This is a genomic window from Pelomonas sp. Root405 (assembly GCF_001425165.1).
Classification (GTDB): domain Bacteria; phylum Pseudomonadota; class Gammaproteobacteria; order Burkholderiales; family Burkholderiaceae_C; genus Pelomonas.
Map to the genome: position 1 here is coordinate 78,082 of NZ_LMDU01000016.1, position 22,311 is coordinate 100,392.

A 22,311-nucleotide genomic window follows, 5' to 3' on the forward strand; every position below is an offset into this window, starting at 1 on the left:
CAGGTGGCGACGCTCGCCGATCTCCGCCAGCAGTTCAAGGCCGGCAAGCAGTCGCTGATTGACGGCTTCCTGGCCGAGCGCCCCACGCAGGCCGGCGCGCAATTGCTGCTGCGCCGCCTGGCCCGCCACGTTGACGACACCTTGCGCGGCCTCTGGGCGCTGGCCGGCATGCCCGAGGGAGCCTGCCTCGCCGCCGTCGGCGGCTACGGCCGGGGCGAGCTGTTCCCGCATTCCGACGTCGACGTGCTGGTGCTGCTGCCCGACGGGGTCGAGGCCTACCAGCCGGGCGTGGTCAAGACCGCCATCGAAGGCTTCATCACGTCGTGCTGGGATGTCGGCCTGGAGATCGGCTCCTCGGTGCGCACGCCGGGCGAATGCCTGTCCGAGTCCCAGGGCGACGTGACCATCCAGACCGCCCTGCTCGAAGCCCGCCCACTGGCCGGTGATGCCAAGCTGTTCAAGCTGATGTCCAAGCGCTTCATGGCGGCCATGGACCCCAAGGCCTTCTTGCGCGCCAAGACGCTGGAGAGCCTGCAGCGCCACACCAAGTTCGACGACACGCCCTATGCGTTGGAGCCCAACTGCAAGGAAAGCCCCGGCGGCCTGCGCGACCTGCAGATGCTGATGTGGGTCGCGCGTGCGGCGGGCCTGGGCAAGACCTGGAAGGCCCTCGCCCAGCGCGGCCTGATCACCCCATTCGAAAGCCGCCAGCTGCAGCGCAACGAGGGCCAGCTGCGGCTGATTCGCGCGCGGCTGCATGCAGTGGCCGGGCGGCGAGAGGACCGCCTCGTCTTCGACCTGCAAACCGCCGTGGCCCAGAGCTTCGGCTTTGTGTCGACAGACTCAGTGCGCGCGTCGGAACTGCTGATGCGGCGTTACTACTGGGCGGCCAAGGCCGTCACGCAGTTGCACCAGATCCTGCTGTTGAATCTTGAAGAGCAGATCAACGGCTCGCAGCATGATCAGCTGCGGCCCATCGACGGCCATCCGGACTTCCTCGACCGCGGCCGCATGCTGGAGGTCGCCAGCGACGACCTGTTCCAGCGCGATCCACACGCCATCCTGCGCACCTTTCTGGTCTACCAGCAGACACCGGGCATCAAGGGCCTGTCGGCGCGCACGCTGCGCGCGCTGTACAACGCGCGCGGGCTGATGGACGCGGCCTGGCGGCGCGACCCGGTCAACCGCGCGACCTTCATGGCCATGCTGCGCGCGCCCGAAGGCCAGACGCATGCCTTCCGCCTGATGAACCAGACCTCCGTGCTGGGTCGCTACCTGTGGGTGTTCCGCGCCATCGTCGGGCAGATGCAGCACGACCTCTTCCACGTCTACACGGTGGACCAGCACATCCTGATGGTGCTGCGCAACGTGCGGCGCTTCCTGGTCCCCGAGCACGCCCACGAGTACCCGTTCTGCTCGCAGCTGGCCGCCCAGTTCGACCAGCCCGAGCTGCTCTACATCGCCGCGCTGTTCCACGACGTTGCCAAGGGCCGCGGTGGCGACCACTCCGAGCTCGGCGCCACCGAGGTCCGGCGCTTCTGCCGCCAGCATGGGCTGAACGCGGACGACACGAGCATGTGCGCCTTTCTCGTCGAACACCATCTGACAATGTCGCGCGTGGCGCAGAAGGAAGACCTGTCCGACCCCGAGGTCATCACCGCCTTCGCCACCAAGGTCGGCGATTCGCGCCGCCTCACGGCCCTGTATCTGCTCACCGTTGCCGATATCCGCGGCACCAGCCCCAAGGTCTGGAATGCGTGGAAGGGCAAGCTGCTGGAAGACCTCTACCGCATCACGCTGCGTGCCCTGGGCGGTGCACCGATCAACCTCGACGCCGAGATCGAAGCCCGCAAGGCCGAGGCTCGGCAAGACCTGGCCCTGCACTCTCAGTTGCCCGGCACCGAGGAACCGCTGTGGAAGCGCCTGGCCATCAGCTACTTCGCCCGCCACGACGGCGCCGAGCTGGCCTGGCACGCGCGCTCGCTGTGGCGCCATGTGGACACGCAGCTTCCCATCGTGCGCGCCCGCCCCTCGCCCATTGGCGAGGGCCTGCAGGTGCTGGTCTACGCGCCCGACCAGCAAGACCTGTTCGCCCGCATCTGCGGCTACTTCGACACCGCCGGCTTCAGCATCCTCGACGCCAAGGTGCACACCACGCGCAACGGCTACGCGCTGGACACCTTCCAGGTGATTCGCCCCGAGGCCGACGTGCACCACCGCGACCTCGTGCCGCTGGTGGAACAAAAGCTCAGCGCCGCGCTTCAGGCGAGCGGCCCGCTGCCCGAGCCCAGGCGTGGACGGCTGTCGCGGCGTGTGAAGAGCTTCCCTTATTCGCCGCGCATCTCGCTGCGGCCCGACGAGCGTGCCACCGCCTGGCTGTTGACCATCAGCACCAGCGACCGCGCCGGCCTGCTGTATGCCATTGCCCGCGTGCTGGCCCGCCACGGCATCAACCTGCAGCTGGCCAAGATCTCGACGCTGGGTGAGCGCGTGGAAGACACCTTCCTTGTTGACGGCCCGGCCTTGCAACACAACAAGGCGCAGATCCAGATCGAGAGCGAGCTGCTGGACGCCGTCTCGCTGCCCGCATGAGCTATACGACAAGCATTGGCGAAGCGGTCGCGGAGCTGGACCGCTTCGACGCCATCGTCGATGTGCGCTCGCCCGCCGAATTCGCCGAAGACCACATGCCCGGCGCCATCAACTGGCCGGTGCTCGACGATCAGGAGCGCCACGATGTCGGCCTGCTCTATGCCAGCTCGCCCTTCGAGGCCCGCAAGCTCGGTTCGGCCCTGGTCGCGCGAAACATTGCCCGCCACATCGAATCCAGCGCCGTGGCCATGCCCAAGACCTGGCGGCCGCTCGTCTACTGCTGGCGCGGTGGCCAGCGCTCGGGCGCCATGCATTGGTTTCTCGGCCAGATCGGATTTCGCTCGCGCCAGCTGGTCGGTGGCTACAAGGCCTACCGCGCCCAGGTGCGCGAGGACCTCATCGCCCTGCCCGAGCGCTTCGACTGGCGGGTGCTGTGCGGCCGCACCGGCAGTGGCAAGACGCGGCTGCTGCATGCGCTGGCCGCCGAGGGCGCACAGGTGCTGGACCTGGAAGCCCTGGCCGCCCACCGCGGCTCGGTGCTCGGCGCCCTGCCCGACGCGCCGCAGCCCAGCCAGAAGGCCTTCGACAGCGTGCTGTGGCAGGCCCTGCGCGGCCTGGACGCGACGCGGCCCGTCTTCGTGGAAAGCGAGAGCCGCAAGATCGGCCGCATCCGCGTGCCCGAGACACTGCTCGGCGCCATGCAAAACCAGGGCGGCTGCGTCTGGATCGCGATGCCCGAGGCCGCCCGTGTCGAGCTGCTGCTGCAGGACTACGGCCACTTCGCTGCCGATCCGGACGGCTTCTGTCGCGCGCTGGACGGCCTCGTCGAACTGCGCGGCCGGGCGCGCGTGGAAGCCTGGCAGGCCCAGGCTCGCGCGGGTGACTGGGCCGGCGTCTTCGCGGCGCTGATGCGCGACCACTACGACCCCGGTTACGAGCGCTCGCTGCGAGGCCATTTTCCGGCGCTCGCCCGCGCCCGCGAGCTGCCGCTGGCCGACGGCTCGACGGCCAGCATGCAGGCAGCCGCACGCAGTCTGATGGACGCCGCCGCGCCCGCTCTATAGCAAGCCGCTGTACCAGCGCAGGCCGAGCAGACGCCGCAGCAACTGGTGAGAGCGGCCTTCGGGGTCCGCCAGGTCGTGCATCACCGTGAAGTGGTTGCAGCCCGGCAGCTCTTCGCAGACCGGCACCGCGCGGGCGCCCCAGGCCTCTTGGATCAGCCGGTTCTGGCGACGGTACTCCTCGCTCTCCTGCTGACCGACCACGGCATACAGCGTCTGCGGTGCCGCCGGCGGCGGGAAGCGGCAGGGGCTGAGCCGCCGCACGCTGCCCGCGTCCAGTCGCAGGTCCGGCTGCAGGAAGGACACCTGCCGCAACGGTGCCAGATCGTGCAGCCCGGACACCGACATCGCGCCCTGCACCAGTCGGCGCGGCAGGTCCCGGCCGACGCGCTTCCAGTCACAGCAGCTCAGCATGGCCGCCAGATGACCGCCTGCCGAATGGCCGACCAGGATGATGCGGCTGGGATCGCCGCCATGCTCGGCGGCATGCCGCCAGGCCCAGGCGACGGCTTCGGTCAGCTGCGTGGCGATGCGGTCGATGCTGACGTCAGGGCAAAGGTCATGGTTGGGCAAGATGACCAGTGCGCCCTCATCGGTGAAGCTGGCGGCCAGGAAGGAATAGTCCGACTTGTCCAGCGCCCGCCAGTAGCCGCCATGGATGAAGACGAGGACCGGCGCGAAACCGCCGGCAAAGGCGGCGTCGGGCGCGAAGACATCCAGCGTCTGCTGCGGGGCGGCGCCGTAGCGCAGATCAAGCCGGCAATCTGCCCGCCTGCGGACAAGCGCCGAGGCCTCGGCCCAGCGCGCCAGCACGTCCGCGCTGTCGGGCACCCGCTGGCGATTGTTGTACTGGACCTCGAACCAGGCCGTTGGCTTGTTCAACCTCATGGCCGTGCAAGATTGCAGCGCCCGACGCTACACTTTTCGGCACGCGTGGGGGGGTAGCTCAGCTGGGAGAGCGCCGCGTTCGCAATGCGGAGGTCGGGAGTTCGATCCTCCTCCTCTCCACCAACCGACCATTCCAGACGGTCCCGCACCGTCCCAGAACTTTCGAAAGGCCCTTGAGCATCAACGTTCAAGGGCTTTTTCTTTTTCTGGCAGTTCTGCCGGCTCCCGGAGATCCCATATCGCGGTAACTCGGAAACCGTCGATGTGGGCTCAAGCGCGCATCCCTTTGAAGGCAGTCATCGTACAACCAATCAAATTGTTGAGCGCCACTGGCGCGCGCGCGCCATACGATCCACACGCACTTCGGCCGGCGGCCTGACGCGGAGATCGCGAAAAGCCTGGCCCAGCGGAGCGGCGATTTGCAAACCGAGAACAACGGCCCGCCGCGAAACGGGGAATCCGCATGCGCGTGTTATTGAATACTTTTTCTCTAGTTGCGATGACAGCGCTAGCCAGCGCCGCGCTGTCGGCCAACGATGTGCCTCAAGAAAACGGCGCCCAGAAGCGAGCCACGGCGACTGCCGAGCCCGTCCGGGAATATCAGAGGCTCAGATCTCCCGAGGTCATGAAGGTCGTCGAGCGTGTCGCTGACTATCAAATCACCGCCATGGCAGCAGGCCTGAACCCCATCAAGACGGGAGAGGGCTACCCGAACCCGAAAGGCTGGGTGCAAGCGGCGTTGTTCATAGGCTTGACCGAACTGGCAGATCGCAGCGCCAACCTGCGCTACAAGCAGTTGATTCTTCAGCGCGGCGAAGCCAACCAATGGAAACTGGCCGCGAGAAAGTACTTTGCGGACGACCAGGCAATTGGCCAATCGTATTTATGGGCGTCGAGGAATGGTGCCGGCGAGGTGGCCGCTTCAGAAGTCAAGGCCGAATTCGACGCAATCCTTTCAAAACCATCGACCGTTGCCCTTGAATTCACCGGCCATCGCGAAGGAACCGGTTTCGAGGCCCTGGGCTGCCAATCCCGTTGGTGCTGGTCTGACGCCTTGTTCATGGCCCCGCCCGCCTGGTTCGAATTAAGCAGACAGACCGGAGACCCAAAATACGCCGAGTTCGCCAAGAAGGAGTTTTGGGCCGCCACGGAGTACTTGTTCGACAACTCCGAAAATCTCTATTTCCGTGACTCGCGTTTCTTCGAGCGCCGCGACGCCGCCGGTCGCAAGGTCTTCTGGAGTCGCGGTGTCGGCTGGGCGTTCGCCGGCCTGGCGCGAATGATCGACCGCCTGCCCGAGGGCGATGCAGACCGCGCGCGAATGATCGTCCTGTTTCAACGGATGGCGGGCAAGCTGAAGGCCATTCAGAAGTCCGATGGCTATTGGGCGCCGTCCTTGTTGGCCAATGGCCCGAACACGCCTGCGGAGTCGAGCGGCACTGGCTTCTACACGTACGGCCTGGCCTGGGGCATCAGCCGCGGCTTCCTTGACAGGGGCACATACGAAGCTTCTGCAAGAAAGGGATGGGCCGCGCTGCTGCGGGCAGTGCACCCCGATGGCAAGCTCGGCTACGTGCAGCCCGTCAGTGATCGGCCGGATGAGGTCAGCTACGACGACACGCAGTTGTACGGGGTGGGCGCCTTCCTGCTTGCCGGCACAGCCATCGCCGAGCTGTGAATCTCAATGATCGAGTACCGGTGATGGCCAAGTTCAAGATCAACGGTGCGCGACAGGAACGGGATCTGGCACCGGACATGCCACTGCTGTGGGCGCGCCGCGAAGAGTTCCTGCGCATCCGCAGCCTGCCCATTGCTGATGCCCTGTTTCAGAAAAAGCGATGGAGGTCGCGTTGATGCGCAGCTTGTTGATGGGCGTCGCAACTGGCGCATCGCTTGCATGCGCCCAGGCCGCGGAGCCGCCCGCCTTGCGTCCTCCCACCGCTGACGAGCAGCGACCTCGCGCCACGACGCGCCATGCGCCTGACCGCGCCGACGACATCATCTGGGAGAACGACAAAGTCGCGCATCGCATCTACGGCCCTGTGCTGCAGAAGATCGAACCGCCCTCCGGTTCAGGCATTGATGCCTGGGCCAAGAAGGTGCGCTGGCCCTTCATGGACCGGCAGCTGAAGACGCCGAACTATCACAACGACTACGGCGAAGGCATGGACTTCTACAGCGTCGGCAACAGCCGCGGCGTGGGCGGTCTGGGCATCTGGTTCGACGACAAGCTCTGGGTCTCGCGCAACTGGGCGTCCCACAAGATCCTGCAGAACGGGCCCGACGTGGCGTCGTTCCAGGTGACGTATGCGCCCTGGCCCGTGAGCGTCGACCGCAAGGTGTGGGAGACCCGCACGTTCACCCTGCCGTCGGGCACCCACTTCACCCGGTTGCAGTCGGTCATCCAGTCCGACAAGCCGGAGGAACTGATCGTCGGCATCGGGCTCAGCAAGACGCCTGTCGGCACGGCCAAGGGCAGCTTGCTGGCCGATGCGAAGAAGGGCCTGATGGTGTTCTGGTCGCCGGCCCACGCCAGATACGGTGCCATAGGCACGGCTGTGCGTGTGGACCCTGACATGGTGGTGGACACCGGTGCCGATGCAGACAACCACCTGATCCGCATACGGGTCACACCTGGCAAGCCGTTCGTCTACTACATCGGTTCGGTGTGGGAGCAGGGGCTGGACTTCAACGACCGGGCCGCCTGGGAGGCACACGTTGCCGCCGAGCGGCTCGACTTCCTGCCGAAATAGCCCCAGCCATGCCCAGCAAGCTTGCCGCCCTGCCGCTGGTTGCCGCGCTGACACTGGCTGCGCATGCGCAGCAGCCGCAACCCGTGGCTTCCCCTGAGGTGATGCCAGGCAAGGGCCTGGCGGAGCACCCGTTTCTGTGCCGCGGTGAATACGAACACAACGCCGATCAGCAAACCGTCCACCTCGTCCGCGGCGGCAAGCCGGTGTGGAGCTATGCCATCAAGTTCCGCGTGATTCGCGACGAGAAAGCGGACATCCAGGAACTGGGCGATTGCACCTTGCCGCCCACCGGCCATGTGCTCCTGACCACGCGGTTCGGCGCGTTGGAGGTCACCCCGGACAAGCAAGTGGCCTGGACTTTGCGCGAATGGGTCTCGCCCAACCTCGGCCCCGCCACCTTCATTCAATTGCTCGACCAACCCGCCGGGGATTTGCAACGATGAACTTCATGCGCAACGTATTGCTAGGCCTGGCGAGCTTGGTCGCCGCCACGTCGAGCCTGGCGGCATCGCAGCTGCCTGCCGGCGCAGTGCCGCGTACAGCCACGCTGATGCTGACCGGCAGCGGCCCGGACGATGCCGTGGCTTGGGATTTCACGATCAGTGGTGGTCGACGCGCTGGCGAAAAGGCGCGCATCCTCGTGCCGTCCAACTGGCAGCAACAAGGCTTTGGCAGCTACCAGTACGGCTATGACAAGGGCCCGCGTGTCGCCGACTCCGCCGTCTACAAACGTCGCTTCTCGGTGCCGGCAGACTGGACGGGCCGCACGGTGCGCGTGGTGTTCGATGCGGTGATGACCGACACCCTCGTCAAGGTCAACGGCAATGTGGTCGGACCCATGCACCAGGGCGGCTTCAATCGTTTCAGCCACGACGTCACGCGCTGGATCACACCGGGTGAAGACCATGAGATCGAGGTGCAGGTCAGTGAGGCGTCCGCGGACATGGCCACGGATATCGCGGAACGCCATGGCGACTACTGGGTCTTTGGCGGCATCTACCGTCCTGTCTGGCTGGAGGCGTCGCCGTCCCAATCCATCGCGCACATGGCGATCAACGCTCAGGCCAGTGGCGCGCTGACCGCGGATGTCACGCTGCGTGCGCCGCGCACCGTCACGCGTGTGGTCGGCCAGGTCACCACGCGCCAGGGTGAGAACGTCGGGCAGCCGTTCACGGTCGCGATTCCCGCCGGCGGCGCCGGCCGCGTGCGCCTGCACGGCAAGGTCGAGCAGCCGCGGCTGTGGACCGCGGAGACGCCCAACCTTTACCAGTTGCAGCTCACGCTGTACGAAGGCGACAAGGCGGTGCATCAGGCCAGCGAGCGCTTCGGCTTTCGGACCTTCGAGGTGCGTGAGGGTCAGGGCCTGTACCTGAACGGCCAACGGGTGATGCTCAAGGGCATCAATCGCCACAGCTTCCGGCCGGAGACCGGTCGCGCGGTGTCCCGTGCCCAGGCCTACGACGACGCCCGCCTGATCAAGTCGATGAACATGAACGCCATGCGCGTGGCGCACTACGCGCCGGAGAAGGCGTTTCTGGAGGCTGCCGACGAACTCGGGCTCTACGTCATCAATGAACTGAGCGGCTGGCAGAAGGCGCATGGCACGGAGGTGGGCCGCAAGCTGGTGCGAGCGCTGGTGGAGCGCGACGTCAACCATCCCAGCATCCTGATCTGGGCCAACGGCAACGAGGGCGGCTGGAACCGCGAGCTGGATGCCGACTTCGCGTTGTACGACCCCCAGGCGCGCCCCCTGATCCACCCCTGGGAGCCCTTCGGTGGCATCGACACCAAGCACTACCCGCGCTATCCCGACCTGCTGCGCCGGCTCGCGGGCGACATGCTGGTGCTCCCGACAGAATTCCTCCACGGCTTGTTCGATGGCGGCCATGGTGCCGGGCTGGATGACTACTGGCGGGCGATGAAGGCATCCCCTCGTGGCGCGGGCGGCTTCCTGTGGAATCTGGCCGATGAGGGCATCGCCCGAACCGACCAGGGCGGGCGCCTCGACCTCTTCGGCAGCTACGCACCCGACGGCATCGTGGGCTCGCGGCATGACAAGGAGCCGAGCTTCGACACGGTCAAGGAGATCTGGTCGCCGGTGCAGATCGAGCTTCCGACGCTCAACAGCCAGTTCGATGGCGTCCTTAGAGTCAGCAACGAGTACGACTTCACGTCGCTGTCGGCGCTGCGGTTCCGGTGGGAGTGGGTGCGCTGGCCTGCCCCGCAGGATCGCAAGCTTGACCCCCATGTGCTGTCCTCGGGAGAACTCGCGGGGCCCGCTGTACTGCCTCATGGCACGGGTGCGCTGAAGCTTCCGCTGCCGGCTGCCTGGCGTGATGCAGACGCATTGCGGCTGGTCGCGACAAACAACGCAGAGCACCTTGGTACCTGGGTGTGGCCCCTGCCCGACCGGCCCATCGGCCTCGCCACCAGAAAGCTGGGGGCGCCCACCGCTGCACGAGAGGGCGACAGCATCCGGCTTGCGGCCGGCGCTGTGGCGGCTCGCTTCGATGCTCGCACCGGCCTGCTTTTGGAAGTGGAAAGGGATGGCAAGACGCAGCCACTGTCCAACGGGCCTCGCCTGGTCGTCGCGCGCCCCAAGCCCGCGGCCGAACCGAGCTGGCAGACGCCGCAGGCCAGGGGTGACGGCACCTACGAGTTCCAGGCCCCGACGATGGCCAACGTCGCCACCATCGACCTTGGGCTCGCCGAGACCGATGGCTGGGCGGCTTTCAGGCTGGAGCTGTCCTCCGATGGCCAGCGATGGAAGACCGTGTATGACAGCGGCCGCGTTGCACGAGACGGGCAGACGCACACCTTCCCGCCGCAGCTCGTGAAGGCCGTGCGCGTGACGCGGCTGCAGGGCGCCCGACGCACGCCGGCGGTGGTGTCCCTGCGCCTGGCGCACGAGGCTGAGCGTTTCAACGTCGCCCCGCTCAAGGTGGCAGTGACGGCCGGCGTGGGTACGACAGGCGCGTGGCTTGAAGCGCCCGGCGCCGGCGGCATTGAACGCCTGCGCTGGAGCCTGGATGAACACGGCGTGCTGGCGCTCGACTACACCTATCAGCTGCACGGCCCGGTGCTGTATCACGGCATCGGCTTCGACAGGCCGCTGGCGGACATCAGCCAGTTCAGAGCGCTGGTGCGCGGGCCTGGCCCCGTCTGGCAAAACCGCATTCGCGGGCCGGTGCTGGGCGTCTACGACTTCAGCGCTCCGGCCGGCTACTACGCCAACCCGCAGTGGCTTCGGCTTGCTTCGCCTGCGGGTGACATGACGTTCACGAACGAGGGCGCCGGCTTCTTGCAATTGGGCGCCAGGATGGCCGACTTCCCGACCACCAGCGTGGACTTCCCGGCCAGCGACATCGGCTTTCTCCATGCCATCCCAGGCATGGGCGCCAAGATGCAGGCGGCCGACCTGACGGGCCCGGCAGGCGGCCCGTCCTTGGCCTCGGGCGCTTACAGCGGCCGCTTGCGTCTGCAGTTCTGAGGGCGGCACGCGCGCGGCCAGCGCTGCGAACTGCGGGATTGCCAATGGTTGTATGACGTCCCACTAAAAACACGCATCAGCGAAATTCGGGTCGCCCAGCAAGCCGGGCCATGAAGCTTCGCCGTGTTGCGGGGCCACATCAGCTTCGTCCAGTGTTCATGCGGGCTCCCACCAGGCGGACCGAGATTTCGCGCAACTCCGTGAGCGTTTTTCTTAACGCTATTGTTTCCGCTTTGTTGTACGACGACCATGCGGCAGCCCAGCGGGGCCACCGAAAACAACCATGGAGATGAAATGAAGAAATCCCACCGCAACGGGAGCCAGCGACTTTTGCGCAAGAGCCTGGTCGCGCTCGCGAGTGCCGCCTTCGCCAGTGGCGCGATGGCCCAGGAGGACCCGAGCAAGTTGGAGGCTGTCGTCGTCACGGGCTTTCGCGCCAGCCTGAACAGCGCCCTCAACCAGAAGAAGAACGCCGACGGCCTTGTCGACGTCATCAAGGCGGAAGACGTCTCCAAGTTCCCCGACGCCAACCTGGCTGAATCGCTGCAGCGCGTTCCCGGCGTGGCGCTGGCCCGCGGCGACGGCGGCGAAGGCAAGCAGATCACCGTGCGAGGCCTGAACGCGGGCTTCACCCGTGTGCGCATCAACGGCATCGAGGCCATCTCCGCCACCGGTGCATCCGACATCAACGGCAGCACCAACCGCAGCCGTGCCTTCGACTTCTCCGTCTTTGCTTCCGAGCTGTTCAACAGCCTGTCCGTTCGCAAGACGTCGCAAGCCGACGTCGAGGAAGGCTCGCTCGGTGCCACGGTCGACCTGCGTGGCGCCCGCCCCTTCGACTTCAGGGACCAGACGCTGACGTTCGGCGCGCAGTCGAACTACAACACGCTCGCCCGCAGATCCGCGCCGCGCCTGACGGGCCTGTTCACGACCAGCGCGCAGACCGACATCGGCAAGATCGGCATCCTCGTGTCCGGCGCCTGGTCCAAGCGCAGCGCCACGGAGGAAGGCTACGAAGCCGTCGAACTGCTGCCCGCCAGCGACGGCGGCTCGGGCTTCTGCTCTCCGGTGGGCTTTGTTCCGCAGAACCCGGCCAACAATGCCGTCAAGGGCATCGACGCCAACAACTGCGGCGTCAACCTGCCCCGCACGTCCAATCTGGCGGCCTACCAGAACGTGTTCGGCCGCACGGACAACTTCGGCGGCACCGTGGCCACGCCGGCCGCGGGCAGCGGCGCCTTCCACCCGCGCATCCCGCGCTATCGCCGCTCCATCGCTGAGTACGAGCGCCTGGGCGTGACCGCCGCGCTGCAGTGGAAGCCCTCCGAGGCCACCGAGGTCAGCCTCGACGTGCTGGGCGGCACGTTCGACAACAGCCGCTACGACAACTACATCTCCGCCATCTCGTTCGGCCGCCCGATCGGCTCCAATGGCAAGCCGATGACGTCCATCGTCGACGCCTCGTTCAACGGCAACGGCAGCTGGGAATACGGCAAGTTCAACGGCGTCGACGTGCGCTCCGAAGGCCTGATCGACGTCAACAACACGACCTTCAAGCAGCACGTGCTGAGCGCCACGCACAAGCTGACCGACACCATCAAGCTGGACTTGATGAGCGGCGTCTCGGACAGCCGGCTCGATTCACCGATGCGCGCAACGGTGCAGCTCGACATACCTAACGTCAACGGGTTCTCGTTCGACTTCCGGCAGAACCGCAACGTGCCCACGCTGACCTTCGGCACCGACGTGGCCAACCCCGCCAACTACAGCTTTGCGCCCACGGATCCCGACGGCACCGTGCGCGGCGGCTTCGTGGGTCGCGTGCTCAACACCGGCAACAAGCTGCGTACCAACGCGGTGGGCGGCAGCTGGGAAGTCAGCGACAACATCACGCTGCGCAGCGGCCTGTCGTCACGCAAGAACGCCTGGGACAACTTCGAGATCAGCTCCGGCGCGCAGAACGGCCTCGCCAATCCGCCCGGGTTCCAGATGGCCAGCGTGACACGCATGATCTCCAACTTCGGCAAGGGGCTGGAAGGGTCGGGCTACCCCAGCCAGTGGGTGGCCGTCGATCTCGACAAGTTCCGCAAGGTGTGGGACATCGAAGCCCACTCTCCTTCGATTCCAGGCTCGCAGCTGAACGTGCTGGGACAGGCCAATCGCAAGATCCTCGAGAAGATCAACGCGGCCTACCTGTCGGCAGACTTCAACTACGACGTCGGTCCCGTCATGCTGCGCGGCAATGTCGGCGTGCGCGCCACCGAGACCAAGGCCAACGCTTCGGCGCTGGTGAACGTCAACGGCACGCTGCAACCGGTGTCGTTCGACAAGACCTACCGCGACACGCTGCCCTCCCTGAACCTGACAGCCGAATTGCCCAGGGACGTCTTCCTGCGCTTCTCGGCGAGCAAGACGCTGTCGCGCCCGGAGTACGCCGATCTGGCGCCGACCGCCTCGGTCAATACCAACGCGCAGACGGTCAGCATCGGTGCGCCGAACCTGGACCCCGTGCGCGCGAACACCTACGACCTGCAGGCCGAGTGGTACTTCGCCAAGAATTCGCTGGTGTCGCTGGGCGTTTTCCACAAGAAGATCGACAGCTACATCCAGCGCGTCACCGAGCGCGTCGCCTACAACACCCTCGGCCTGCCGGATGCGCTGTTGACGGGCGGCGGCACCTGCACTATCACGGGCAGCAACCCGACGTGCGCCACGCTGCCCACGTCCATCGTGACGGTCGGCCGCGCAGCCAACACGCCGGGCGGCCCGCTGACGGGCTTCGAGGCCAACCTGCAGCTGCCGTTCAGTTTCCTGCCGGGTATCTGGAGCAACTTCGGCATGCTGGCCAACATCACGCACGTCAAGTCGACCATCAACTACATCACCCGCACGGCGACGCCGACGCTGCCGCAGCTGTCGATCAACGCCAACCTCGTGGGAATGTCGCCAAAGGCGCGCAACCTGACGCTCTACTACGAGGACAGCGCCTTCAGCGCGCGCGTCTCCGCGGCCTACAGGTCCAAGTACCTGATCAACGTGCTGGGCGATGTGAACGGCCACGATGTTTCGTTCGTGAACGCTTCGACGAACATCGACTTCTCGGCGTCGTACAACGTGTCGCCGAAGCTGAAGGTGACCTTCGAGGCGGCCAACCTGACGGACCAGCCACTGCGCTATGGCCGCGACACCCAGCGGGACGACACGTGGCTGTACGCCCACTTCGGCCGAACTTTCGGCGTCGGCATGTCGTACAAGTTCTGAAGACCGAGCGTTCCGACGCTCTCCGGCCAGCCGCCCCGGCTGCTGGCCATCTTCAGTCCACTGTCGGGCCCTTGGCTCCGCATGCCGAGCGCCCCTTTTTCTTCTCGCACTGGCCCCGGAAAGGGCCATGTGAACGGACTTGGCAAACAGACCCATGAACCCATCGTTCGGCCCGATCTGCAAGCGGCTGCTGTTGACCGGCGCTGCTGGCGCCCTCGGTCGCATGCTGCGACCGCGCATGAAGCGCTACTGCGAGACGCTGCGCGTCTCCGACCTGGCGCCGATGGACCCGGCAAGCGATGGCGAGGAAGTTGTCGTCGCGCCGCTTGAGGACGAGGCCGCCTTGCACGACCTGCTGGACGGCGTGGACGCCGTGTTGCACTTCGGCGGCGTGTCCATCGAGAAGCCCTTCTCCACCGTGCTGCCCGCCAACATCGTCGGGGCCTACAACCTTTACGAGGCCGCACGCCGCCGAGGCACCAGGCGCATCGTCTTCGCCAGCTCCAACCATGTGACCGGCTTCTACGGCCAGGGTGAGACGATCAAGGCGCATGTGGTGCCACGACCGGACACCTACTACGGCCTGTCCAAGGCCTTCGGCGAGAACCTCGCGCAGTTCTACTTCGACCGCCACGGGCTGGAGACGGTGACGATCCGCATCGGCTCCTGCCTGCCCGAGCCGGTCGACCGCCGCCAGCTTTCGAGCTGGATCAGCCACGACGACATGGAGCGCCTGCTGGTTGCCGCGCTGAGCGCGCCCGTCGTCGGGCACAGCATCGTCTACGGCGCCAGCGACAACCGCACGACGTGGTGGGACAACTCGCAGAGCAATCATGTCGGCTACCGCCCGCAGGACAGCTCCGAGCCCTGGCGCGCGGCCATCGAGGCGAAGCAGGGCGACGTCGACCCGACGCGGTCCGAGGTGAAGTACCAGGGCGGCGGCTTCGTCGTGTTGGGCCCGTTCCCGTTCGCGGGCCACGTCTGAAGGGATTCCATCCATGACGCAGATTGCTGTCGTTGGCCCGGGTGCCATCGGATGCACGGTCGCCACATGGCTGGCGCAGGGTCCGCGGCATGTGCTCACCCTGCAGGGCCGCTCCGACCTCGGCACCCTCGAAGCCGAGACGCCGCAGGGCCTGCTGCGTGCATCGCCACGGGTCGTGCGCGATGCAGCCGGCTTGCTAGGCGTTGAGTGGGTGCTGATCGCGGTCAAGGCGTACGACGCTCCCACGGTCGCCGCCAGCCTGGCGCCGCTCTTTGCCGGGCAGGCGTTCTTCGCCGTTCTGCAGAATGGCGTCGAGCACCTGGAGCACTTCCAGGCGCATCTGCCCCTTGACCGCATGCTGCCCGTCATGGTCGACATCCCGGCCGAGCGCACGGCACCGGGTCGCGTGCGGCAGCGGCGCACCGGCCGCATGGTGGTACCCGCCGGCGAGCTCGGGGCGCGTTTCGTCGATCTCTTCAGCCACACGCCGCTGGACGTCACGCAGGCCGTCGACTTCAAGTCCGAGATCTGGAAGAAGCTTTGCCTCAACGCGGCGGGCGCGCTCAGCGCCGTCGTCAAGAGACCGTCCGTGATCTCGCGCCATGCCGGCGTGGCGGCGTTGACGGCTGCGTTGATCCGCGAAGTGATCGCGGTAGGCAGGGCCGAAGGTGCCGTGCTGCCCGATTCGCTGGTGGAGACGATCCTCGCGGCGCAGCAGGCCTCGCCGGACGCTGTCAACTCCATGCTCGCGGACCGTTGCGCCGGGCGGCCGATGGAGGTGGATGCCAGGAACGGCGTCGTCGTGCGCCTCGGCCGACGCCATGGCATCCCGACACCCATCAACGCCATGGTCACGGCCCTGCTCGAAGCAAGCACGCTCGACGCCGACGCCCCGCCGCGCGGGTAGCCGCGGCGAAGCCAATTGAAACCGGAAGGCAAACCATGAAGTTCCCCTCCCGCGCCCTCCTCACAGCGATCCTGCTGACGGTCAGCGCGCTGCCCCTGACGCACGCGCAAAGTGGGCCAGTCGGCAAGCGCGTGTTCGAAAGCAACTGCGCGATGTGCCACACCGCATCGCCCGACCTTCGGTCGCTGATGGGGCCGGGTTTGCACGGCGTCGTCGGACGCAAGATCGGTGGCGTGCCCGGCTTTGGCTATTCGGCGGCACTGGCTGGGCTCGCCGCCCAGGGCAAGGCGTGGACGGCGGACGAACTGGCACGCTACCTTGCCGACCCCGCGCGCTTCGCGCCCGGAACCACCATGCCTGTCAACGTGGCGGACGCCGCCGAGCGTGCGGAACTGGTGCGCTACCTGGCGCAGCTGACGGGCGGCAAGCCACCGGTCGTGGCGCCCCAGCCAGCCAGCCGCACCAATGGGGCGACTGGCGCGAAGGCTGCCGACGAGCCGGGCCACTGGAGCGCCGACAGGCCGGGTCGCATCCATGCGCTCAAGGTGTCCCAGCTGCCCAAGCCCTATGCGACCGAAAGCGCGAGCAACAGCCCGAAGACCGTGCCACGGCCCGAGGGCACGCTGCCTTCGGTGCCGGATGGCTTCGGCGTGCAGCTCTGGGCCAGGGATGCGGACCGTGGCCGTGTCATGGTGAAGGCGCCAAACGGCGACATCTTCATCTCATCGACGCCCAAGCGGCTGGTCAAGGTGTTCCGCTCGTCCACCGGGGACACGGCAGACACGATCAGTACCTTCGCGTCCGGCATGGACCGCCCGTTCGGCATGGCGTTCTGGCCCGTCGGCCCGGATCCCAAGTATCTGTACGTTGCCTTCGTCAACTCGATCGTCCGCTACCCCTATCGCAACGGCGACTTGGTCGCCACGGGCGCGCCGGAGGTCGTCGTATCCAGGCTCAGTGCAGCGGTAGGCGCGCATTCGTCGCGCACGCTGGCGTTCTCCAACGACGGCCGCACGCTGTTCCTGTCGATCGGCTCGGCCACCAACGTGGCGGAAGGCATCGGCCGCACGCCGCCCGAGCCCATCGCCGCCTGGGAAGCCAGGCACGGCATGGGCGCGGCCTGGGGCGAAGAAGAGGGCCATGCCCTGGTGCTCGCCTTCGATCCCGACGGCAGCAACCGGCGCACCTTTGCCACGGGCTTGCGCAATTGCGTCGGCATGTATGTGCACCCCCGCAGCGGCGACCTGATCTGCAGCGTCAACGAGCGCGATCTGCTGGGGGACAACCTGCCGCCCGACTACCTGACCCGCGTGAAACCCGGTGCCTTCTACGGCTGGCCCTGGTACTACATCGGCGCCCACGAAGACCCGCGACTGGCGGGTCACCGGCCGGACCTTCGCAACAAGGTCACCACGCCAGATCTGCTGTTGATGGCTCATTCGGCGCCGCTGGGCATGGTCATGTACGAGGCGCCCGCCCATGGGCCCGCGGCTTTTCCAAGGGCCTATGACGGCGACCTGTTCCTGGCCTTTCACGGCTCCTGGAACCGGCATACGCGCACCGGGTCCAAGGTCGTCCGTGTGCTCATGAAGAACGGCGTACCCACGGGCCGCTATCAAGACTTCATGACCGGTTTCGTGATCAGCGACCAGGAGGTCTGGGGCAGACCCAGCTCGGTGGCCGTTCAGAACGACGGCTCGCTGCTGGTGGACGACGACGTGACTGGCGAGATCTGGCGTGTCTTCCCCAAGTGACCGCAACCACGCCGTTCTGGCGAGCCAACCCTGGGAACCCTGACGACCCGTCCCTCATGAACTTCCAAGACCCAACCCGTTCGAGCCGGCGCCAGCTGCTAGGCCTTGTTCCTGCGCTTGCGACCACCCAGGTGACCGCGCGCGGCGACCTGTCGAGGGCGCTGCATCCCAAGGACTGTGAATTCGACCCGTCCGCCCTGCCGGCACCGGCCCGCGTGCAGCGCTTGCTTGAGCAGAGTGCCTCCGTCGAGATTGCGCGCCTGACCGAGCAGCCCCTGCACATACCGCCCCGGCCCGGGCGTGGCATCTCGGCAAACTGGATTGCTGCGACCTTCCTCATCGGCCTGGGCCGCCTGGCGCGCGTTTCCAGCCTGCCGCACTTTCATGCCTATCTGCGAAGCGTCGCCGAGCACTACAACTTCGGCCTCTTGGGCGCCTGGTCAGCGCACAACATGCTGGACGCCGACAACATCGCCATGGGCGAGGTGTATCTGGAGCTGTACGCGCGCAGCGGCGAGCCGGGAGAGCTGGCGCCCTTGCAGGCAAGACTGGCGTACACCCTGCCCTACCTGCAGCTTGAACCGAAACCCGACAAGCTGGTTTGGTGGTGGTGCGACGCGTTGTTCATGGCGCCTCCGGTCTACGCCCGGGCCGCCGCCCTCACCCGGGACCCACGCTACCTGCGCGCGGTGGACGTGCAGTGGTGGCGCGTCCATGACCGTCTCTGGTCGTCAAGCCATGGTCTGTTCTTCCGGGATGAGCGTTTCCTGACGCGCAAGACCCGCCACGGCAGGCCGGTCTTCTGGGGGCGCGGCAACGGCTGGGTCGTTGCAGGTTTGGCGCGCCTGATTGAAGCGCTGCCCAGCGACTGGCCGACACGTCCCCGCTACATTGAAGTCTTCCGCAGCATGATGGCCAGCATCGCGGCACTGCAGCGTGAAGACGGCTGCTGGACCACGAGCCTCCTGGACCCGCAAGACCCGCCCGGCGCGGAGTCCACGGCATCGGCCTTCTTCGCCTACGCGCTTGCTTGGGGCATCAACCATGGCTTGCTTGAACGGCAGGTCTATCTGCCACACGCCACACGCGCATGGGCTGGCCTGGCTGGATTGATGCAGCCCAACGGCCTGCTGGGGTTCGCGCAGAAAGCCGGCGATCAGCCGGAACCTGCTGGCGCCAACGACCATCAGCTGTACGGCACCGGCGGCCTGTTGCTGGCGGGTCTGGAGGTGATGCGTCTCGGCACGATCGGCCACCCGCTGCCCGCGCCAGAGCCCGCCAGAGATGCGCCCGGGCCGGTCCGGCTGCCCATCCGAGACCTGCCGCGGCCCACCGATGGCGATCCAGCAAGGCTGCGCAATTGGGAACGCGCGATGGCAGAACGCCAGGCCATGCTGGATCTGGCCTTCGTTCCGAAAGCGGACGGTCGCTAGACCATGATGGCGATCCGGCGTCGGAGCGTGCTGAAACAGGCGCTATGGTGATCCGCGCCCAACATGCACGGCGCCTTCAAAAGATCAACGCAGCGACAAACAGACCGATCATCATGAAGGCGATGACGACCTTGGCGACCAGCGCCAACAGCAGGCCCAGTCCGGTCGCCATGCCCACGCGCGCGGCGGCCTGGTGGTCGCGCCGCGCGATGTATTCGCCGAGCGCCGCACCGATGAACGGCAGCACGAACACACCGACGATGCCAAACATCAGCCCCGCAACGGTGCCGATGGCCGCGCCGAGCAGCGCCAGCCGGCTGGCGCCCACCTTCTTCGCGCCAAGCAGCGCGGCCACGTAGTCCAGCACCCAGGACAGGATGGCGAGGGCGACGAGCACACCCAGCGTCCAGCCGCCAACGCGCTCAAAACCGTCTATCCACGCGCCAAGCACCGCGCCGGCCAACACCAGCGCCGCGCCCGGCAGCACCGGCAGCACGGCGCCCGCGAGACCGGCGGCCATCAGCAGTGCGCTGACTATCCAGAGGAGAACGTCGAAACTTGGCATATCGCTTGAGTTGAAGTGGCATGAGCATCAGCCGCCATGCGCGACGCGAATGTAGGACGAAATGCCGACGAAGCGGATCACAGCGTCGGGCGGCAGAAGCACACCGTCGTCAGGCCTGCTGCGCGATGGCCTGCCCGCGCGTCTTCCACAGCGACACCACCACGCCGCCGGCGATCAGGCCGAAGGTGATGCCGAGCGAGACGGCCGGCGGGAACTTGCCGATGACGTTGACGAGGAAGATCTTCGTGCCGATGAACACCAGCACCAGCGCCAGCGCGTACTTCAGGTAGTGGAAGCGGTGGATCATGGCGGCGAGCGCAAAGTACAGCGCGCGCAGGCCAAGGATGGCGAAGATGTTGCTCGTGTAGACGATGAACGGGTCGCTGGTGATGGCAAAGATGGCTGGCACCGAGTCCACCGCGAACACCAAGTCGACGATCTCCACCATCGACAGCGCCAGGAACAGCGGCGTCGCGCAGCGCACCAGCTTGCCGTCGGCGTCGGGCTGCTTCACGAAGAAGGCGTTGCCGTGCAGCTGGTCGGTCACGCGCAGGTGGCGGCGCAGGAACTTCAGCACCGGATTCCCGGCCATGTCTGGCACCTGCTCGGCGGCCAGCCACATCTTGATGCCGGTGATGACGAGGAAGGCGCCGAACAGGTAGAGCACCCAGCTGAAGTTCTGCACCAGTGCCGCACCCACGCCGATCAGTGCCGCGCGCATGACGATGACGCCGAGGATGCCCCAGAACAGCACGCGGTGCTGGTACACGCGGGGGATGCCCAGGAAGCCGAAGATCATCGCGATGACGAACACGTTGTCCATCGACAGCGACTTCTCGATGAGGAAGCCGGTGTAGTACTCGATGCCCGACCGCGGGCCCATGTACCACCAGACCCACGCGCCGAACAGCAGCGCGATGCTGATGTAACCGGCCGACAGCAGCAGGCTCTCGCGCACGCCGATCTCGCGCTCCTCCTTGTGCAGCACACCCAAGTCCAGCACCAACAGGACGGTCACGACCGCTATGAAGGCGAGCCAGGCCCAGACGGGCTTGTCCAGCCAGGGCGTATGCAACAGGGTGAGCAAGGTGTCCACGCGATCTCCGAAGTTGAAGGACGGTCGCACGATAGGCGGGCCGAGTCTTCCGTGAAAGCAGACAATTCGAGAGAAAGCTTCCCGGAAAACAGGAACATGTCCCAGCACTTCAACTACCGGCACCTGTACTACTTCTGGGTTGTCGCCAAGGAGGGCGGCATGTCGCGCGCCGCGCTTAGGCTGGACATGGCGGTGCAGACGGTCAGCGCGCAGGTGCGTGAGCTGGAGCGTGCCTTGGGCGTGCAGCTGCTGCGCCCCGAGGGCCGCGGCGTGACGCTGACCGAGGCGGGGCAGCGTGCGATGCAGCAGGCCGAGGTCATCTTCGAAGCCGGCGAGGCGCTGCCAGGGCTGCTGCGCGATCCCGACGGCGCTGGCCCTGCGGTGCGGCTGGCGCTGGGTGTCAGCGACACGCTGCCCAAGCTCGTGGTCCGCCACCTGCTGCAGCCGGTGCTGGCCACGCCAGGGTTGCGGCTGCTGTGCAGCGAGCAGCGCTTCGAGGACCTGCTGGGCAACCTGGCGGTTCACAAACTCGACCTGGTGCTGGCCGACCGGCCGGCGCCGCCGCACGCGGGCCTGAAGGTGTTCAACCACGCCATGGGCTCATCGGCGCTGGCGTGGTATGGGACGGCGGAGCTGGCGGCGCGCGCGAAGAAGCGCTACCCGCAAGGGCTCGCCGACGTGCCGATGCTGCTGCCCGCCGCCAACGCGGCCGTGCGCCCGCACATCGACCGCTGGCTGACGCAGCACGGCATCACGGCGCGCGTGGCGGGCGAATTCGAGGATTCGGCACTGCTGAAGATCTTCGCCGCCAGTGGCATGGGTGTGTTCCCGGCGCCAGCGCTCGTCCATCAGCAACTGTTGGCGCAGTACGGTGTGCGCCATATCGGAGGGCTGGATGGCGTCGTGGAGCACTTCTACGGCATCAGCACCGAGCGGCGCGTCGTGCATCCGCTGGTGCGGCGCATGGTGGCGCAGGCCGGTGTATGAGTGCGGCACCGATTCCCCTGCGCGCCACCTAACCACTCATCCGCCCCGACCGCCCGCCGCCATGTCGCCTAAACTGCCGGCCATGCGTCGCGGCTTCACGACCTTCCTTCTGATGCTCTGCATGTTCTGGCAGGCGCTTGCGCACGCCGGTGTCGCCGTGACGCTGGCGGGTGATGAAGGCCGCTCGCATGCGCTGATGCACTTCGAGGGCCAGGCCCACCATCATCACGACGATGGCGGCACCGACGCCGTGCATGAAGACCAGTCGCTCGCGTCAGCCCAACACATGGCCAGCGATTGCGGCCTGCATGCGACGGCGATGATGGGCTTCTTCGGCCTGACCCTGCCCCGCCTGCTGCCCGAGATGCCGGCCACCGCCGCCGCCGCACCGGCGCCGCAGCCCTGCCTGGCCGGGCCCGAGCGCCCTCCCAAGACCCTGTCCTGATCCGCCGCGACCCGCGCGCCTTGCCGCTCGGCCGTCAGTCGCTCAGCCCGCCTGGCCAGCTCCTGCTGGCGCCAGGCCGGCTGCGCCCACCGCA

17 protein-coding genes and 1 tRNA gene are annotated in these 22,311 nt (G+C 66.8%); 15 read left to right on the forward strand and 3 right to left on the reverse strand.

Going from position 1 to position 22,311, the window contains the following annotated elements:
• Positions 1-3 precede the first annotated feature (3 nt).
• On the forward strand, positions 4-2,592 hold the full coding sequence (locus ASC81_RS23125) for a [protein-PII] uridylyltransferase (RefSeq protein WP_056272743.1): 2,589 nt from the start codon (positions 4-6) through the stop codon (positions 2,590-2,592).
• Entirely contained in the window at positions 2,589-3,656 is a 1,068-nt protein-coding gene (gene mnmH, locus ASC81_RS23130; protein WP_056272745.1) for a tRNA 2-selenouridine(34) synthase MnmH, read from the forward strand. Before ASC81_RS23125 ends, mnmH begins: the two co-directional genes overlap by 4 nt.
• Here the strand turns inward: mnmH and ASC81_RS23135 are convergent.
• Positions 3,651-4,541, reverse strand: coding sequence for an alpha/beta hydrolase (locus ASC81_RS23135; protein ID WP_056272748.1), 891 nt, complete (start codon positions 4,539-4,541; stop codon positions 3,651-3,653). The two genes, mnmH and ASC81_RS23135, sit on opposite strands and share 6 nt — an antisense overlap.
• Before the next feature lie 47 nt (positions 4,542-4,588).
• Here ASC81_RS23135 and ASC81_RS23140 point away from each other — a divergent pair.
• From ASC81_RS23140 to ASC81_RS23185, 11 genes are all read left to right on the forward strand, one after another.
• Positions 4,589-4,664: transfer RNA gene (locus ASC81_RS23140), tRNA-Ala, on the forward strand.
• A 340-nt stretch (positions 4,665-5,004) separates the two neighbouring features.
• Complete coding sequence (locus ASC81_RS23145) at positions 5,005-6,219, forward strand: glycoside hydrolase family 105 protein (RefSeq protein WP_200946963.1); 1,215 nt, start codon at positions 5,005-5,007, stop codon at positions 6,217-6,219.
• A 23-nt stretch (positions 6,220-6,242) separates the two neighbouring features.
• Positions 6,243-6,395 (forward strand): hypothetical protein, encoded by a 153-nt coding sequence (locus tag ASC81_RS27230; RefSeq protein WP_156392382.1) that lies wholly within the window; start codon positions 6,243-6,245, stop codon positions 6,393-6,395.
• A gap of 71 nt (positions 6,396-6,466) precedes the next feature.
• Complete coding sequence (locus ASC81_RS23150) at positions 6,467-7,294, forward strand: DUF4861 family protein (protein WP_200946964.1); 828 nt, start codon at positions 6,467-6,469, stop codon at positions 7,292-7,294.
• Positions 7,295-7,302: 8 nt separating this feature from the next.
• Positions 7,303-7,737: a hypothetical protein gene (locus tag ASC81_RS23155; protein WP_056272754.1), complete on the forward strand. Its 435-nt coding sequence runs from the start codon at positions 7,303-7,305 to the stop codon at positions 7,735-7,737.
• A gap of 5 nt (positions 7,738-7,742) precedes the next feature.
• Complete coding sequence (locus ASC81_RS23160; protein ID WP_056273378.1) at positions 7,743-10,784, forward strand: glycoside hydrolase family 2 protein; 3,042 nt, start codon at positions 7,743-7,745, stop codon at positions 10,782-10,784.
• Between the two features lie 294 nt (positions 10,785-11,078).
• A complete protein-coding gene (locus ASC81_RS23165; RefSeq protein WP_162245953.1) occupies positions 11,079-14,045 on the forward strand; it encodes a TonB-dependent receptor in 2,967 nt (988 codons plus the stop codon).
• A 154-nt stretch (positions 14,046-14,199) separates the two neighbouring features.
• A complete protein-coding gene (locus ASC81_RS23170) occupies positions 14,200-15,030 on the forward strand; it encodes an NAD(P)-dependent oxidoreductase (protein WP_056272760.1) in 831 nt (276 codons plus the stop codon).
• A gap of 13 nt (positions 15,031-15,043) precedes the next feature.
• Positions 15,044-15,937 (forward strand): 2-dehydropantoate 2-reductase, encoded by an 894-nt coding sequence (locus tag ASC81_RS23175; RefSeq protein ID WP_056272763.1) that lies wholly within the window; start codon positions 15,044-15,046, stop codon positions 15,935-15,937.
• Positions 15,938-15,972: 35 nt separating this feature from the next.
• On the forward strand, positions 15,973-17,691 hold the full coding sequence (locus tag ASC81_RS23180; RefSeq protein WP_056272766.1) for a PQQ-dependent sugar dehydrogenase: 1,719 nt from the start codon (positions 15,973-15,975) through the stop codon (positions 17,689-17,691).
• A gap of 131 nt (positions 17,692-17,822) precedes the next feature.
• Positions 17,823-19,124 (forward strand): glycoside hydrolase family 105 protein, encoded by a 1,302-nt coding sequence (locus ASC81_RS23185; protein ID WP_056272769.1) that lies wholly within the window; start codon positions 17,823-17,825, stop codon positions 19,122-19,124.
• A gap of 76 nt (positions 19,125-19,200) precedes the next feature.
• On the opposite strand, the gene ASC81_RS23190 is transcribed toward ASC81_RS23185, so the two are convergent.
• On the reverse strand, positions 19,201-19,689 hold the full coding sequence (locus ASC81_RS23190) for a DUF456 domain-containing protein (RefSeq protein WP_056272773.1): 489 nt from the start codon (positions 19,687-19,689) through the stop codon (positions 19,201-19,203).
• 109 nt (positions 19,690-19,798) lie between these two features.
• Positions 19,799-20,785: a TerC family protein gene (locus tag ASC81_RS23195; protein ID WP_056272776.1), complete on the reverse strand. Its 987-nt coding sequence runs from the start codon at positions 20,783-20,785 to the stop codon at positions 19,799-19,801.
• A gap of 96 nt (positions 20,786-20,881) precedes the next feature.
• Here ASC81_RS23195 and ASC81_RS23200 point away from each other — a divergent pair, with 96 nt between their 5' ends.
• A complete protein-coding gene (locus tag ASC81_RS23200) occupies positions 20,882-21,772 on the forward strand; it encodes a LysR family transcriptional regulator (protein WP_056272779.1) in 891 nt (296 codons plus the stop codon).
• Positions 21,773-21,833: 61 nt separating this feature from the next.
• Positions 21,834-22,217: a hypothetical protein gene (locus tag ASC81_RS23205; protein ID WP_056914162.1), complete on the forward strand. Its 384-nt coding sequence runs from the start codon at positions 21,834-21,836 to the stop codon at positions 22,215-22,217.
• The last annotated feature ends 94 nt before the right edge of the window (positions 22,218-22,311 follow it).